The organism is Pseudomonas sp. USHLN015, from assembly GCF_037153275.1.
GTDB lineage: Bacteria > Pseudomonadota > Gammaproteobacteria > Pseudomonadales > Pseudomonadaceae > Metapseudomonas > Metapseudomonas tohonis.
Genome location: NZ_JBBCKP010000012.1, coordinates 144,863 through 160,267 on the forward strand (window position 1 = coordinate 144,863; position 15,405 = coordinate 160,267).

At 69.0% G+C, this 15,405-nt stretch carries 14 protein-coding genes; 6 read left to right on the forward strand and 8 right to left on the reverse strand.

Translation table 11 applies throughout. The annotated features are described in order from the left end of the window. Nucleotide 1 precedes the first annotated feature (1 nt). The 3 genes from WFQ67_RS24475 (at nucleotide 2) to WFQ67_RS24485 (ending at nucleotide 2,617) form a co-directional block, all read left to right on the forward strand. A complete protein-coding gene (locus WFQ67_RS24475; protein WP_021222640.1) occupies nucleotides 2-952 on the forward strand; it encodes an alpha-E domain-containing protein in 951 nt (316 codons plus the stop codon). After that, nucleotides 949-1,752, forward strand: coding sequence for a transglutaminase family protein (locus WFQ67_RS24480; protein ID WP_173178378.1), 804 nt, complete (start codon nucleotides 949-951; stop codon nucleotides 1,750-1,752). Before WFQ67_RS24475 ends, WFQ67_RS24480 begins: the two co-directional genes overlap by 4 nt. Nucleotides 1,753-1,885: 133 nt before the next feature. Beyond that, entirely contained in the window at nucleotides 1,886-2,617 is a 732-nt protein-coding gene (locus WFQ67_RS24485; RefSeq protein ID WP_111264281.1) for a proteasome-type protease, read from the forward strand. A 242-nt stretch (nucleotides 2,618-2,859) separates the two neighbouring features. Here WFQ67_RS24485 and WFQ67_RS24490 read toward each other — a convergent pair whose 3' ends face one another. The 5 genes from WFQ67_RS24490 to WFQ67_RS24510 form a co-directional block, all read right to left on the reverse strand. Beyond that, on the reverse strand, nucleotides 2,860-3,126 hold the full coding sequence (locus WFQ67_RS24490; protein ID WP_173178379.1) for a hypothetical protein: 267 nt from the start codon (nucleotides 3,124-3,126) through the stop codon (nucleotides 2,860-2,862). Further along, nucleotides 3,123-5,942 (reverse strand): DUF4132 domain-containing protein, encoded by a 2,820-nt coding sequence (locus WFQ67_RS24495; protein WP_337058444.1) that lies wholly within the window; start codon nucleotides 5,940-5,942, stop codon nucleotides 3,123-3,125. The genes WFQ67_RS24490 and WFQ67_RS24495 overlap by 4 nt, the downstream gene beginning before the upstream one ends. Before the next feature lie 21 nt (nucleotides 5,943-5,963). After that, on the reverse strand, nucleotides 5,964-6,407 hold the full coding sequence (locus WFQ67_RS24500; RefSeq protein ID WP_337058445.1) for a hypothetical protein: 444 nt from the start codon (nucleotides 6,405-6,407) through the stop codon (nucleotides 5,964-5,966). A 90-nt stretch (nucleotides 6,408-6,497) separates the two neighbouring features. Beyond that, nucleotides 6,498-7,292 (reverse strand): cytochrome c, encoded by a 795-nt coding sequence (locus WFQ67_RS24505; protein ID WP_213629284.1) that lies wholly within the window; start codon nucleotides 7,290-7,292, stop codon nucleotides 6,498-6,500. Next, complete coding sequence (locus WFQ67_RS24510; protein WP_337058446.1) at nucleotides 7,292-7,648, reverse strand: rhodanese-like domain-containing protein; 357 nt, start codon at nucleotides 7,646-7,648, stop codon at nucleotides 7,292-7,294. The genes WFQ67_RS24505 and WFQ67_RS24510 overlap by 1 nt, the downstream gene beginning before the upstream one ends. 120 nt (nucleotides 7,649-7,768) lie before the next feature. Here WFQ67_RS24510 and WFQ67_RS24515 point away from each other — a divergent pair, with 120 nt between their 5' ends. The 3 genes from WFQ67_RS24515 to WFQ67_RS24525 all read left to right on the forward strand — a co-directional run bounded on the left by WFQ67_RS24515 (nucleotide 7,769) and on the right by WFQ67_RS24525 (nucleotide 12,569). Then, nucleotides 7,769-8,656: an AEC family transporter gene (locus WFQ67_RS24515; protein WP_173178384.1), complete on the forward strand. Its 888-nt coding sequence runs from the start codon at nucleotides 7,769-7,771 to the stop codon at nucleotides 8,654-8,656. 547 nt (nucleotides 8,657-9,203) lie between these two features. Continuing rightward, a complete protein-coding gene (locus WFQ67_RS24520) occupies nucleotides 9,204-10,409 on the forward strand; it encodes an acetyl-CoA C-acetyltransferase (protein WP_337058447.1) in 1,206 nt (401 codons plus the stop codon). Nucleotides 10,410-10,424: 15 nt separating this feature from the next. After that, complete coding sequence (locus WFQ67_RS24525) at nucleotides 10,425-12,569, forward strand: 3-hydroxyacyl-CoA dehydrogenase NAD-binding domain-containing protein (protein ID WP_337058448.1); 2,145 nt, start codon at nucleotides 10,425-10,427, stop codon at nucleotides 12,567-12,569. 57 nt (nucleotides 12,570-12,626) lie between these two features. Here WFQ67_RS24525 and WFQ67_RS24530 read toward each other — a convergent pair whose 3' ends face one another. From WFQ67_RS24530 to WFQ67_RS24540, 3 genes are read right to left on the reverse strand one after another with little or no spacing between them, the layout of a single operon-like run. Beyond that, nucleotides 12,627-13,541 (reverse strand): sugar kinase, encoded by a 915-nt coding sequence (locus tag WFQ67_RS24530; protein WP_337058449.1) that lies wholly within the window; start codon nucleotides 13,539-13,541, stop codon nucleotides 12,627-12,629. Nucleotides 13,542-13,545: 4 nt separating this feature from the next. Further along, nucleotides 13,546-13,938, reverse strand: coding sequence for a RidA family protein (locus WFQ67_RS24535; protein ID WP_213629290.1), 393 nt, complete (start codon nucleotides 13,936-13,938; stop codon nucleotides 13,546-13,548). 11 nt (nucleotides 13,939-13,949) lie between these two features. Then, entirely contained in the window at nucleotides 13,950-15,404 is a 1,455-nt protein-coding gene (locus tag WFQ67_RS24540; protein WP_337058450.1) for an N-acyl-D-amino-acid deacylase family protein, read from the reverse strand. Nucleotide 15,405 lies beyond the last annotated feature (1 nt).

Here is a 15,405-nt window from a genome sequence, read left to right on the forward strand (position 1 = left end):
CGTGCTGAGCCGTACTGCCTCCGATCTGTACTGGATGTCGCGCTACCTGGAGCGCGCCGAGAACCTCGCGCGCATGCTCGATGTGAGCTACTCGCTGTCGCTGATGCCCCAGGACGGCCGTGGCGATGGCCTGGAAGAGCTCGCCATGCCGCTGCTGATCACCGGCACCCTGGACGCCTACCTGACCCGCCACGGCCAGCTGCACGCCGAGCGCATGCTGCACTTCTTCGCCCTCGACGCGGAGAACCCGGCGAGCATCTACAGCTGCCTGGGCGCCGCCCGTACCAACGCCCACGCCGTGCGCGGCCGCATCACCGCCGACATGTGGGAGAACATCAACGCCACCTGGCTGGAGATGCGCGGCATCGCCGGCGAGGGCCTGGGGCGCTACGGGATCAAGCGCTTCTGCGAGTGGGTCAAGGAGCGCTCGCACCTGTTCCGCGGCGCCACCTTCGGCACCATCATGCGCCACGACCCCTACCGCTTCATCCGTCTCGGAACCTTCATAGAACGGGCGGACAATACGTTGCGCCTGCTCGATGCACGCTACGAGATGCTCGGCGAGGAGGCGGAGGAGGTCAGCGATACGTCCGCACGTGGCTACTACCAGTGGAGCGCCTTGCTCCGCGCGCTGTCGTCCTTCGAGGCCTACACCGAGGTGTTCCGGGGTTCGCCCGGTGCACGCCAGGTGTCCGAGCTCCTGTTGCTGCGCCCCGACGTGCCGCGCTCCCTGCGCGCCTGCATGGAGGAGCTCAACCTGATCCTTTCCAGCCTGCCCGGCGAGAACGGTCGGCCGGCCCAGCGCCTGGCCGCCGAGCTGGACGCGCGCCTGCGCTACACGAGCATCGACGAGATCCTCGGTGAGGGCCTGCACGGCTGGCTCACCGACTTCATCCTGCTGGTTCGCCAATTGGCCAGAGCGATCCACAGCTCTTATCTGGAGGCCGTATGAAACTGTCCATCCGCCACGAAACCACCTATCGCTACGACGACCAGGTTCGCGCGAGCATCCAGTACCTGCGCCTGACGCCCCACGACAGCGAGCGCCAGCACATCCTCAGCTGGCAGCTCGACCTGCCGCGACCGGTTCGCGCACAGATCGACCCCTACGGCAACATCCTCCACGTGCTGACCCTGGATGAACCCCATGAGGCCATCGTCATCGGCGCCCGTGGCCAGGTGGAGATCGACGAGCACAGCGAGGCCGAGCACGACAAGCTCTCGGCGCTGCCGTTCCTGCGCTCCACCCGCCTGACCACGGCGGACGAGGCGCTGCGTGCCTTCGCCCACGCCCACTGCAAGCCCCGGCCCGAGCGCAGCGGCCTGATCACCCTGATGGACGCGCTGCACGAGCACATCGACTACCAGACCGGCGTCACCGCCGTGGACAGCACCGCCGCCGAGGCTTTCGCCGGCCGCGCGGGGGTCTGCCAGGACCATACCCACGCCTTCCTCGCCTGCGCCCGCACCCTCGGCGTGCCGGCGCGCTTCGTCTCCGGCTACCTGTACAAGGAGAACAACGCCCACCTGGTCAGCCACGCCTGGGCGGAAGCCTGGCTGGGCGATGCCTGGTACAGCTTCGACGTCACCAATCGCCTGTCCCGCCCGGAGCGCCACCTCAAGCTCGCCGTCGGCCTGGACTACCTGGACGCCTGCCCGGTCCGCGGCATGCGCCGTGGCGGCGGCGAGCAGATGCACGCGCGCGTCGACATCGACGTGCCGCCGCTGCTGATGGTCCAGGAGCAGCAGTAACACGCGTCACAGGACTTCTCGCTGCATCACCGGTCATTCGACTGCCCGCCTGCCATCCCGGCAGGCACGGGCCGGTGATGCCGAAGCGCAAGGCGCGGGGGAGGCGGGGGCATATAAAAAACGGGAGAGAACCATGACCTACTGCGTCGCCATGCACCTTGCCGATGGCCTGGTGTTCGTTTCCGATTCGCGCACCAACGCGGGCATCGACCACATCGCCACCTTCCGCAAGCTCTTCACCTTCGGCACGCCCGGCGAACGCCTGATCGTGCTGCAGACGGCGGGCAACCTGGCCACCTCGCAGTCGGTGGTCAACCTGCTCAAGCAGCGCCTGGGCAGTACCCTGGTGAACCTCGACAGCGTGCCCACGCTCTACGACGCCACCGCCCTGGTCGCCGAAACCATCCGCGAGGTGGTGGCCCGCGATGGCGCGCCGCTGGCGGGCAACACCGACCTGACCTGCTCCTTCCTCGTCGGCGGCCAGATCGCCGGCCAGCCGCCCGCGCTCTACAGCATCTACCCGCAGGGCAACTTCATCCAGGCCACCGAGGACACGCCCTTCCTGCAACTGGGGGAGAGCAAGTACGGCAAGCCGATCCTCGACCGCAACCTCAAGCACGACACCAGCCTGGAGGAGGCGCTGCGGTGCGCGCTGGTCTCCTTCGACTCCACCATCCGCAGTAACCTCTCGGTCGGCATGCCGCTGGACCTGCTGGTCTACCACACCGACAGCCTGATCCTCCCCGCCGGCTACCGCGTCACCGAGGACGACGAGTACTACGAAGGCGTCCGCCGCCAGTGGGCCGCCGGGCTGCACGAGGTGCTGGAGAAACTGCCGGCGCCACCGGCGGAATACAACGTCTGAGGTTGAACTCGCAGGCGGCGCGAAAGCGCGGGCGAATGAATTCGCCCCTACAGGCTGTGGGCGCCTGTAGGTTGAACCGGGATTGTGGGAGCGGCTTCAGCCGCGAAAGGGGCGGGCACGGTGCCGGCTTCATCGCGAATGAATTCGCTCCCACGTGGGAGGCGGCGCCAGCATCTTTTTCCGCGAACAACGATGCCGTAGGGCGGGAGAAACCCGCGTGCCTGAGCGCTAGGTCAAAGGCGTTACTCGTAAAGGCTGCCGCATAGCAGGAAGGTAGCGGCGCAGCGCCAGGGGTTGGCGCCTGCCAGACCCTGGCGGGCGCCGAAGTCACTGTCATCGGCCCAGGCCAGCGCGCCGTCGAGGAAGTCCTCGATGGTGTCGTGGGCCCACTGCCCGGTCGCGGGGGCGGCGACGGCGCGCAGGCGGTCTTCGCGCAGGGCGCGGACGAAGGCGAGGAAGCTGGCCGCGTCCTCGACTTCGGCCAACCGTGCGGCGAGTACGTCGCTCACGCCGGCACCTCGCTGCGGCGGATCTGTTCGAGGATGCTGGGGTCGTCGATCGCCCCGTCGTCCAGCAGCAGGAACAGCTTGCTGATGATCTCGCTGGTGCGTGCATCGCTGTCGGCGAAGGGCAGGTAGAGGTCATCCGCCGGCTTGCCGGCGGGAACGATGCACAGGTAGTTGCCCGGCTCGATATGGATGACGCCGCTGCCCAGGTGCAGCCGGTAGCGCGCGCGGGCGCCGGTGATGTGCGCGTGGTGGCCCTCGCAGCGCACATTGGCCAGCCCCAGGTTGCCCACCAGGGCCTGCACCAGTTCGGCGCGGCGCTGGATGACCTCGGCGCTGCCGGCGTGGGTGCCGGTCTCGCCGGTGAAGGCCACGGAGACGATCAGGTCGGCGTCGCGCAGGGTCTCGGAGAACACCAGCGGCGGGACCTCTTCCAGGGGCAGGGGCGCGCGGTCGCGGACGAATTCGATGGCCTGCAGGGTGATGGTCTCGGTCAGCGGCAGGTAGCGCTGCGCATCGGGGAAGTCGACGAAGGCATACAGGCCCTGGCCCCAGTTGCGGAACACTTCCTCGCCGTCATGGGTGGTCCAGCCCCGGGCCCGCAGCAGGCGGGCCGCCACGGCGCTGCGCAGCACGTGACCGGCGAAGCGCATGGACTTCAGGCCGTTCTCCCGTTCGGCCGGGGTCAGCAGGTATAGCTCGCGGAACACCTGCTTGAAGGGCTGCACCCGGCGCTGGGCCACCAGGGTCTGTTGCCAGGCGGAGAGCGCACCGGCTTCGTACAGGTGCAGCGGGTGGGCGATCAGCAGCGGACCTTCGATGGGGCGCGCGGGTCCGGTCAGCGGGCGCAGGGCGAAGGCGTCGCCGTCCAGCCAGCCCAGCAGGCCGTCGCCATCGCGCAGCACCAGGTGGTCCAGCAGCAGGCGCGCCGCCGGCATGCGAAGCAGTTGGTGCAGTTGTGTCGGCTCCAGGGCCTCGCCCCGGGCCATGATGGCTTCCAGGGTCAGGCGGAAGCGGCGGATCTGGTCCTTCATGCGGCCCTGCAGGGTCTTCAGCTCCGCGTGGCCGTCGTGCTTGCGCAGGGCGGCGGGTACGGACTTCAGGCGCTTGCCCCCCTTGCTGGCGACCATGACCGGGTTGAGGCCCTGCAATTCCAGCCACAGGTCGTAGCCGTCCAGGTGCAGGCGGTCCGGGGTCTGTTCGGCGATCTCCGCTTCCATCGCCCATTCCAGCCGGGTGGCGTCGCCGTAGCCGGCGGTGCGGGCGAGGTTCTCCAGCCCGGCCTGGATGGCCGCCTGGGAGTTGGCCTGGCGTTCGGCACCGTAGCGCTCGACTTCGCGGTGGTAGCGCTTGAGGGCCAGGTAGCGTTCGCGGGTTTCGTCCGCGCCGCGTGTGGGCAGCAGGCCGTAGGCGCGCAGGGCGGCCTGGGCGTGGCGTTGCAGCTTCTTCTCCAGGGCCTTGCGCTCCAGGCCACGGAAGGCGTCCAGCAGCAGGCGGGTGTTGGGGAAGGCCCAGGGGGTGCCTTCCAGCGCGGCGAGGTAGTCGGCCAGGTGCCCGGCGTCGGCCTGGTCCAGGGCGGCTTGCAGGGCGTCGCGGTCCACCACGCCCAGCTCCGGGTCGTCGCTGCTTTGCAGGTCTTCCACCTGTCGCCCGCTGTGGTCGGTGGCCAGCGCCAGGTCGAGGTAGAGGCGCTGCAGGGGCTTCAGGTCGCTCCAGCCGAGGGCGTCCAGCACCGCTTCGCTGGCTGCACCGCTGAAGGGCAGGGCGGTGAGCAGGCTGGCGCGGGGGAAGCCGGCGAGCTGTTCGGCCAGTGCGGCCTCTTCGTCCTTTTCCAGGTGGCCGACGTCGAGCAGGGCGGTCAGTGCCCGGCCGGATATGTCGTTGTAGTGGGTATTGAGGGTGCCTGGCTCCAGGCCGAGGCGGGCCAGCTCGCGCACCCCAGCCAGCAGCCAGCGGGCGGTGGAGGTGCCGCGTTCGCCGATGAGGCGGAACAGGCCGCTGGTGTCAGGCAACTGGGCGAGGTTGCGGTCGACGAGCTCGGCGTTGAGTGCGTCGAGCCGCTGTTCGCCCGTACTGTCGCCTTCCTCAAGCGGCGGCAGCGTGCACAGGCTGTCGGCCCAGGTGAGCACGGCTCGTTGGTGCTGCGCCGCATCCAGGTGCCCGGCGTCGGCCAGGGCCACGGCGAACTGCCGGATGGCATCCGCCGCCTTGCCCTGGTAGACCTCGGCAAGACGCGGGTAGTAAGCGTTCGAGGCGGGGTTGGGGCGGTCCCATTCGCCCCCGAGCAGCCACTGGGCCAGGTCCAGCCAGGCTTCGTCGATAGGGTGTCCGGCCAACAGCGCCAGGCACTCCGCCAGGCCGGGCCTGGCCCAGGCCCCAGAGGGATAGTCCCAGTGGTTGTCGGCCTTGTAGCCGGGTTGCAGGGCGTGGTCGCTGTCCTCGAAGGCGTGGACCAGCATGTGCCGCACGCGCCGCTCCAGTGCCTGGAAGCCATAGGGGCTGGGGTAGGCCGCGACACCGGCCTGGTTGACGATCTGCAGCAGGCGCTGGCGAATGTAGGCATGGTCGCTCTCGTCATGGCCCAGGCTGCGCGGGAAGACCAGGGCGTCCACCAGGGCTTGCTGGCCCTCGGGGCCGGCTTCGGCGAGGAAGACGTCGGCCAGGGCGAGGCCGTCGACCTCGTCCCAGAACGGATGCTGGTAGCCGTCTTCGGCCAGCAGGGCGTCGCGCTCGGGCAGGGCATCCAGTTGGCGGTCGAGGAAGGCTTCGAGCAGGTCGATGCGGGTCTGCTGATGGGCGTCGGCTTGGTAATGCTGCATGAGGAGTCCGTTCGTCAGGGCTTAGCCGCCCACCAGGGGCACCAGGCGCAGGAAGGTGAGCCGGGCCTGGGCGGGCAGGTCGAGGGAATGGTCGAGGTCGTTGAGCATCCGGCCATCGAGGAGGATGCGATAGCGGCGCTGGCGGAAGCCGTCCAGGGCTCGCTGCACCTCGGCTTCGGCGTCGATCCGGGGGGCGTCGGGCACCTCGGTGCGCAGCTTGATGGCGCCCCGGGCTGACTGGCGGCGGATGTCGTCGTCGCTGAGGTAGTCGGAGGGGCCGCTGGCCTGGAGGCGATCCAGCCAGCCGGTGACCGTCCGTTCGGCCACCTGATGCAGCACCACCCGGCGGATCAGCTCGCCCAGGCTGAGCCGGGGGTCGTCCAGGTGCAGGTTGAGGTCGGGGGTGAGGGCCTCGTTGCGGGCCCCGCGCAGGACCAGGCTTTCGACGTGGAGCTCGGTGCTCATGCTGGCCCTCCCGGCCGGCGGTTCAGGTGGGTGAGCGTAGCGCCGGTCCGGGCGCCGGAAAAGTCCATCCGCGTCCGTCCGTGAGGGACATCACGGCGTCTTGCGACCGCTCATGTGGCGCAGGTAGGCGACCAGTTGCTGCAGCTGCGCATCGTCGATCACCGCCGCCGGGAAGGCGGGCATCCGGCCCTGGGGCCAGCGGCGCATGGCCTGCGGGTCGCGGATGTAGCGCTGGAGGAAGCCCTCGGCGAAGTATTCGGTGGGGTTGTAGGGCAGGTTGAGGTCGGGGCCGAACTGGGCATCGCCGGCGCCGTTGAGGCGGTGGCAGGCCAGGCAGTTCTTCTGGAACTGGGCGAAGCCGGCCTGAACGTCAGCGCTCGCATCGGCTGCCGGCAGCAGCGCGGGGAAGCGCTCGGCGACCGAAGCCAGGTAGCGGATCCTGACCACCTGGAAGGGCCATTGCTCCGGGCCGATGCCGCCGGCCTGCGGGTCGGTCCACACCAGGTAGAAGGGCCCGGCGCTGGGCTTGCCCTCGGCCAGGGGCGGCCAGGGCTTGCCCGGGTCTTCCACCGCCAGCCAGGCCCGGGCGCCATCCTTGGCGAGCAGGGGCGCGGCGGGCAGTTCGGCGGCGAAACCATCCGCCGCCACGGCCTGCAGGTGCTGGCCGGGCTCGACCCCGTCCAGCAGCGCCGCCAGGGGCAGGGCGCGGTAATGCATGGTGCGCTTGTAGGCGACATCCGCGGGTACGTCGATATCCCGCGCCTGGGGGTGGGCCAGCAGCCTGGCGCTGTCCCAGCGTTGCGTGCCGCCGGGCAATTCGAGCAGCAGCTCGGCGGCGTGCAGGGTGGGGGTCAGCAACAGCAGGCAGAGCAGCAGGTGGCGCATCAGGGCGTGTCCAGAATCGGTTTGAGGGTGGAGTAACCGCCGGCATTCTGCACATTGGTGTAGCCCCTGGCACGCAGATCTTCCTGGGCGATGCCGGAGCGGCGGCCACTGCGGCAGTAGAGGACGATGGGGGTGTGCTTGTCCGGTGCCAGTTCCGCGATTTTCGTACCGATGTCCTCGAAGCCGATGTAACGGGCACCGGGCAAGGCTCCTGCCTCGATTTCTTCCGGTGTACGCACGTCGATCAGCACGGCGCCCGGTTGCTTGAGGGCTTCCAGCGCAGCGGCCTGGTCGACGTCGGCGGCGGCTGCGGGAAGGCTGAGGCAAAGGGTGAGCGTGGCGAGCATCTTGCGCATGGTGTAACTCCCTGAAAAACAAGAACCCTTGGACCCTAGCACAATTGCCGAGGGGCATCGCGAACCGCTAGGATCGGGCCTTTCAGCCATTCCACGACCCTCCGGGCCAAGGAGCGGGCCATGCTGGCCGCGCTGTTCGCCGTCATGGCGCCGATCCTGATCACCGCCGGTATCGGCTATGCCTGGGCACGCTCCGGGCAGAATTACCCGACAGACTTCGTCGCTCGTCTGGTTCTCAACGTGGGCACGCCGAGCCTGGTGCTTTCCACCCTCAGCCAGGCGCAGATCGACAAGCATGCCTTCGGCCAGATCGCGCTCGCCTGCCTGCTCACTACGGCGCTGATGGGGGCGATCGGCATGGGCCTCGGCCGGGCCATGAAGCAGGACTGGCGCGTGCTGGTGCCGGCCTTCCTGTTTCCCAACTCCGGCAACATGGGCCTGCCGGTGGCGCTCTACGCGTTCGGCGAGAAGGGCCTGGCGCTGGCGGTGGGCTTCTTCCTGGCGCTGGCGGTGGTGCAGTTCAGCCTGGGGCTGCTGCTCTCGGGCAGCGAGCGCTCGGTGAAGAAGCTGTTCATCAACCCCATCGTCATCAGCCTGGCGCTGGCCATCCCGCTGATCGTCTTCGACCTGACGCTGCCGCGCTGGCTGGCCAACACCATCGAGCTGCTGGGCGGCATGACCATCCCGCTGATGCTCCTGACCCTCGGCGTGTCCCTGGCCAGTATCCGCGTCGGCCACCTGGGCAGCGGGCTGCTGCAGGGGGCACTGCGCATCCTCTTCGGTGCGGGCGTGGGGTGGGGAGTGGGCCTGGCGCTGCAACTGGAGCCGCTGACCCTGGGCGTGCTGGTGATGCAGTCGGCGATGCCGGTGGCGGTGTTCAACTACCTGCTGGCAGTGCGCGCCGGGCGTTCGCCGGAGCAGGTGGCGAGCCTGGTGATGTGTTCGACGCTGCTGTCGTTCGTGACCATTCCGCTGCTGCTGGCCTGGTGGCTACCTGCGCTGCGTTGACCGCTCGCGGCGGTGCGCAGCACAGGACGATGCCCGCGTTGTCAGCTGACCAGCCGGGTCAGGTTGGGGAGGATGAGGATGACGGTGGTGGCGAAGACGATGAGGCTCGCTTGCCGCATTTTCGGCTGTTTGAACATGGCCTGCTGCCTTTGTTTTTGTTGGAGGCGCCGTGCGTCAGGCGTCAACGGCCTGCCTGTCGGCCTGGCCGCCTCCTTGGCGGTGGGTGGATAGAGCCGCTCCGGCAAAACCCGGCAACGACCTCTGACAACCTGAACTCTAGGGGCCGGCCCCCGATCCCTTTAGAACGCTTGGGATCAATAGGCGAATGCTTAGAACCCCATCGCCGGGTGGCACCGGAACCGCGCGTGGCAACCCTTGCGCCAGACGCATCGCATTGACCCCCGGGTCAGGCGACCGTTCGTCTGAGCGTAGAAGTCAATGGCGCTGAGCAGTTCGGTCATTGAGTGCGGCCCGCGTGCCGCTAAGGTAAGCCCCACAGCGGTTGGCCCCTGGCCGGCCCGTCTGCCTAACGACAAGAGAGAACGCCATGACCGAAGCATATATCTACGACGCGGTGCGCACGCCCCGCGGCAAGGGCAAGAAGGACGGGGCGCTGCACAGCGTCAAGCCGGTCAACCTGATCGGCGGGCTGCTCAGGGCCCTTCAGGCGCGCAACACGCTGGATACCAGCCAGGTCGACGATATCGTGCTCGGTTGCGTGACCCCGGTGGGCGACCAGGGCGCCGACATCGCCAAGACCGCCGCGCTGGTGGCCGACTGGGACGAGACCGTCTCGGGCCAGCAGATCAACCGCTTCTGCGCGTCGGGCCTGGAGGCCGTGAACCTCGCCGCGATGAAGGTGCGCTCCGGCTTCGAGGACCTGGTGGTGGCCGGCGGCGTGGAATCCATGTCGCGCATCCCCATGGGCTCCGACGGTGGCGCCTGGGCCATGGACCCGGAAACCAACCTGCACACCAGCTTCGTGCCCCAGGGCATCGGCGCCGACCTGATCGCCACCCTGGAAGGCTTCAGCCGCCAGGACGTCGACGCCTTCGCCCTGCGCTCCCAGCAGAAGGCCGCCCGCGCCCGCGCCGACGGCTCGTTCAACAAATCCCTGGTGCCGGTCACCGACCAGAACGGCATCGTGCTGCTGGACCACGACGAGTTCATCCGGGGCGAATCCACCCTCGAAGGCCTCGGCGCGCTCAAGCCTAGCTTCGAGATGATGGGCCAGATGGGCTTCGACGCCACCGCGCTGCGCAAGTACAGCCACGTCGAGCGCATCCATCACGTGCACACCCCGGGCAACAGCTCCGGCATCGTCGACGGCGCCGCCGCGATGCTCATCGGCTCTGCAGCCAAGGGCAAGGAACTGGGCCTCAAGCCCCGCGCACGCATCGTCGCCACGGCGGTGACCAGCACCGACCCGACCATCATGCTCACCGGCCCGGCGCCGGCCACCCGCAAGGCCCTGGCCAAGGCCGGGCTGTCGGTGGGCGACATCGACCTGTTCGAGGTCAACGAAGCCTTCGCCTCGGTGGTGATGAAGTTCATGAAGGACATGGGCGTGCCGGAGGAGAAGGTCAACGTCAACGGCGGTTCCATCGCCATGGGCCATCCCCTGGGCGCCACCGGCTGCGCCATCCTCGGCACCCTGCTCGACGAGCTGGAGAAGCGCCAGCTGCGCTACGGCCTCGCCACCCTGTGCGTGGGCGGCGGCATGGGTATCGCAACGATCATTGAGCGCGTTTGAGGCCGGAGAACAAAAATGACTGACGCCATCCGTTACGAAAAAGGCCCGGACAACATCGTCGTCCTGACCATCGACATGCCCGGCCAGAGCGCCAACACCATGAACGCGGTGTACCGCGAGGCCATGGGCGCCACCGTGGACCGCCTGGAAGCCGAGAAGGACTCCATCGCCGGGGTCATCGTCACCTCCGCCAAGAAGACCTTCTTCGCCGGCGGCGACCTCAACGAGCTGATCAAGGTCACCCAGGCCGATGCCAACGGCTTCTACCAGATGATCCTCAAGATCAAGGGCCAGCTGCGCCGCCTGGAAAGCCTCGGCAAGCCCGTGGTTGCCGCCATCAACGGCGCGGCCCTGGGCGGCGGCTGGGAAATCTGCCTGGCCTGCCACCACCGCATCGCCCTTGACGAGAGCCACGTCCAGCTCGGCCTGCCGGAAGTCACCCTGGGCCTGCTGCCCGGTGGCGGCGGCGTGGTGCGCATGGTGCGCCTGCTGGGCATCGAGAAGGCGCTGCCGTACCTCGCCGAAGGCAAGAAGGTGCGCCCGGACCAGGCCCTCAAGGCCGGCCTGATCCACGACATCGCCAAGGACCGCGACGAACTGCTGGCCAAGGCCCGTGCCTTTATCGCCGCCAACCCTACGGCCGTGCAGCCCTGGGACGTGAAGGGCTACAAGATCCCCGGCGGCACCCCGTCGACCCCGGCCGTGGCGCAGATGCTGGCCATCGCCCCGAGCGTGCTGCGGGACAAGACCAAGGGCTGCTTCCCGGCGCCGGAGAAGATCATGTGCGCCGCCGTCGAAGGCGCCCAGGTGGACTTCGACACCGCCCAGCTGATCGAGGCGCGCTACTTCACCGAGCTGACCACCGGCCAGGTGGCGAAGAACATGATCGGCACCTTCTGGTTCCAGCTGAACGAGATCAACGCCGGCAGCTCCCGGCCCAAGGGCCCGGCCCGTTATGAAACGAAGAAGGTCGGCGTGCTCGGCGCCGGCATGATGGGCGCGGGCATCGCCTACGTCTCCGCCGCCGCCGGCATCGAGGTGGTGCTCAAGGACGTCTCCATCGAAGCCGCCGAGAAGGGCAAGGCTTACTCCGCCGGCCTGCTGGACAAGAAGGTCGCCCGTGGCCACATGAGCGCGGAGAAGCGCGACGCCTTCCTCGCCCGCATCAAGCCGACCGTGGATGACGCCGACTTCGACGGCTGCGACCTGATCATCGAGGCCGTGTTCGAGAACCGCGAGCTGAAGGGCAAGGTCACCGCCGCCGCCGAGGCCAGCGCCCTGGCCGATGCGGTGATCGCCTCCAACACCTCCACGCTGCCCATCACCGGGCTGGCCACCGCTGTCGCCAAGCCGGAGAAGTTCATCGGCCTGCACTTCTTCAGCCCGGTCGACAAGATGCCGCTGGTGGAGATCATCCGTGGCGAGAAGACCTCGGACGAGACCCTGGCCCGTGGCTTCGACTACGTGTTGCAGATCAAGAAGACCCCCATCGTGGTCAACGACAGCCGTGGCTTCTTCACCTCGCGGGTGTTCGGCACCTTCACCAACGAAGGCATCGCCATGCTCGGCGAGGGCGTGTCGGCGGCGATGATCGAGAACGAGACCCGCCAGGCCGGCATGCCGGTGGGCCCGCTGGCGATCTCCGACGAGGTCTCCATGAGCCTGATGACCCACATCCGCAACCAGACCGCCGCCGACCTCAAGGCCGAAGGCAAGGCGATGCCGCAGCACCCGGCCTTCGCCGTGATCGACCTGATGGTCAACGAGTACAAGCGTCCCGGCAAGGCGGCTGGCGGCGGCTTCTACGAGTACCCGGCAGGCGGCAAGAAGCACCTGTGGCCGGAACTGAAGGCACGCTTCGAGAAGGCCGACCGGCAGATCCCGGCGCAAGACGTGCGTGACCGCATCCTCTTCATCCAGGCCATCGAGACCGTGCGTTGCGTGGAGGAGGGCGTGCTGCTGTCCACCGCCGACGCCAACATCGGCTCGATCTTCGGCATCGGCTTCGCCGCCTGGAGCGGTGGTGCCCTGCAGTTCATCAACCAATACGGCGTGCAGGACTTCGTCGCCCGTGCCCGCTACCTGGCCGAGCAGTACGGCGAACGCTTCGAGCCGCCGGCGCTGCTGCTGGAGAAGGCGGCCAAGGGGGAGGGGTTCTGATCCTCTGATGGCGTCACGACAAAGCCGGCCTCGCGCCGGCTTTGTCGTTCCCGGGGCTCAGGCGAAGGCTGTGGGCATGGCGCAGCGCGGGATGATCGCGCCTGGATGCCCGATCACGGCAGCGGCAAGGCGGTGCCCGTCTTCGGCGGATATGGCGGGCGATCGCCGCAGGGTGCGCCCGGCCAGGTAGCCGGCCGCAAAGGCGTCGCCCGCCGCGCAACTGTCCACCACGCGCGGGACGGGCAGAGCGGGCACCTCGATGCGCTGATCGGCGGTCGCGACCAGGCAGGCGGCGGCGCCGCGCTTGATCACCACCTCCGCACAACCCAGCTGGAGTGCCCGATCCGCCGCGGCCCGTGCCTCATGGGGGCCGTGCAGTCGGCATTCGTCATCCAGCGTCAGCAGGGCGATGTCCGTCAGGGACAGCATCCGCTGGTGCACGGGGCGGGCCTCTTCGACGCTCCAGAGTTCCGCCCGGTAGTTGCTGTCGAAGCCGATCCGGCCGCCCTCGGCCCTGAAGTCGGCCAGTGCAGCCAGCAGCGCCTCGCGCCGTGGTGGCGGAAACAGCGCGAGGCTGATGCCGGACAGGTAGAGCATGTCGAGGCGTGGCCGGGCGAGCCAGTCCTCCAGCGCGATCTCGCCGACGAACCAGCGGCGCGCGGCGCTTTCCCCGCGCCAGTAATGGAAGCGGCGCTCGCCCAGCGCATCGACCTCCACCAGGTACAGGCCCGGACGGTGACCCGGGAGCCGCGCCACCCGACGGGTATCGATGCCTTCCTCTGCCCAGGCGTGGAGCATCTGCTCGCTCAGGGGATCGTCACCAAGGGCGCTGAGGTACTCGACCCGGTGGGGCGTTCCCGCCAGCAGCCGGGCGAGGTAGAGCGCGGTGTTCAGGGTGTCGCCGCCGAAGCCGCGCCTGAGCGGGGTGGCGGCGAGTTCCACCATGCATTCTCCAAGGCAGGCGATGCGCATGCGCTCACCTCCGCCCGGGCGTGCGGTAGGCGATGCAGTCCACCTCGACGCGGCAGTCGATCACCATGCTGGAGACCACGCAGGCCCGCGCTGGCGGGTGTTCGCCGAAGAACTCCAGGAACACGGCGTTGAAGGCGGCGAAGTCCCGGGGGTCGTCCAGCCAGACACCGCAGCGCACCACGTGCTCGGGCCCGTAGCCGGCCTCCTCGAGTATCGCCACCAGGTTGCGCAGGCACTGGCGCGCCTGGGGGACGATGCCGCCGTCCACCATCACCCCGTCCAGAAGCGGCGTCTGGCCGGATACATGGAGCCAGCCGTCGGCCTGTACGGCGCGGGCGAATGGCATGGGCTGGGCGGCGCTGCCGGTGGCCCGGGCGTAGCGTTTCAACGCGGTCATGGGGAACTCCTTCAGGTCCGTTCGGGTGTGTCGCGGGTGAGGAAGCGGCCGGCCCTCTGCGGGCAGGCTTCGCCGGGGCGATGGGCCAGGGTGCCGTTGACCCACACGGCGTGAATGCCGGCCGCGGGGCATTGCGGGTCTTCGAAGCTGGCGACGTCCGAAAGGCTCAGCGGGTCGAAGAGCACCAGGTCGGCCCAGTGGCCGGTGCGGATCAGCCCGCGCCGGTCCAGCCCGAAGCGCCCGGCAGGCAGCGAGGTCATCTTGCGCACCGCTTCCTCGAGGCTGAACAGGCCGATGTCCTGGGCGTAGTGGCCGAGCACCCGGGGGAACGTTCCCCAGAGCCGTGGGTGGGGGTGCGGGTCTTCCGGCAGGCCGTCCGAGCCGATCATGGTCAGCGGGTGCGCGAGGATGCGCTGCACGTCCGCCTCGCTCATGCAGTGATACACCGCACCGGCGGGTTGCAGGCGTCGCGCCGCCTCCAGCAGGGGCAGGTCCCAGGTGGCGGCGATGTCGGCGAGGGTGCGGCGCGCCATGTGGGGATGGGGCTCCGACCAGGTGATCAGGATGTCGTAGGCGTCGGTGACCTGGCCGAGGTCGAGGGTCGAGGCGCTGGCCGCATAGGGGTAGCAGTCCCAGCCCAGGGGCTGCGCTGCGCTGGCGGCGTCCAGGTGGGCGAGCACCTCGGCGCTGCGTCCCCAGTTGCCGGCGCCCGCGCACTTGAGGTGGGACACCACCACCGGGCTGTCGGCGTGGCGGCCGATGGCGAAGGCCTCGTCGAGCGCCTCGAGAATGCCGTCGAACTCATCGCGCAGGTGCGTGGCATACAGGCCGCCGTGATGGGCCAGTTCTTCGGCCAGCCCACGCACTTCCTCGATGTCCGCGGCGCGGGCCGATGCGTAGGCCAGCCCGCTGCTCAGGCCGATGGCGCCTTCGGCCAGGCTTTCGGCCAGCTCGATGCGCATGGCATGGATCTCGGCCTGCGTGGCGCTGCGCTCGAGACGGTCCAGCTGGTTGTTGCGCAGGGCGGTGTGCCCCACCAGGGCGGCGACGTTGACGGCCGGGCAGGCCTGCTCGACCGCCTGGCGATAGTCGGCGAAGCGCGGATAACGGAACGCCTCGGCCGGCCCCAGCAGGTTCATCGGGTCCGGCAGGGGGCCGGCCAGCGTGACGGGGGCGGCGCTGATACCGCAGTTGCCGACGATCACCGTGGTGACGCCCTGGCTCAGCTTGGGCAGCATGGCCGGGTGGCGGATCACCGCCATGTCGTCGTGGGTGTGCGCGTCGATGAAGCCCGGGGCCAGGACCAGCCCCTCGGCGTCGAATACCCGGTTGGCCGTGCTGCCGTCGGCGGCCTCGCCGATGTGGACGATGCGCCCCTGGCCGAGCCCGACATCGGCGACGAATTCCTCCGTGCCGCTGCCATCCATGATCCGCGCGCCGCGGATCAGCGTGTCGTAGTGCGTCATG